The organism is Streptococcus suis (assembly GCF_002960445.1).
Lineage (GTDB): Bacteria > Bacillota > Bacilli > Lactobacillales > Streptococcaceae > Streptococcus > Streptococcus hyiners.
Map to the genome: position 1 here is coordinate 1 of NZ_POJD01000202.1, position 274 is coordinate 274.

Genomic DNA, 274 nt, shown 5'->3' on the forward strand with positions numbered 1-274 from the left:
CTGGGAGGAGATATTCTGGAAGAGCTGGTTTGCCAACCAAGTATCTACCATAGAAAACTCATCCACGATGATAAAGTCGGCATCCAAATAATCATCACGGTAGGATTCCTCCTGTCCTTCTACCAGACCGAGATGGCGGTGGATGGTGGCGGAAGGCAGCCCTGTCAATTCATTCATCCGTCTGGTTGCTCGTCCAGTTGGAGCGGCTAGGAGGACTGGGCATTCTTCTCGGTTTCGCGTCAGGTCAATCTTATGCAAGATAGCATAGACTGCG

At 50.7% G+C, this 274-nt stretch carries 1 protein-coding gene; it reads right to left on the minus strand.

The window, feature by feature from the left end; all coding sequences use genetic code 11:
* Positions 1 to 274, minus strand: a 274-nt coding sequence (locus C1G53_RS08165; protein ID WP_153046681.1) for an AAA family ATPase, incomplete at both ends; no start/stop codon positions are given.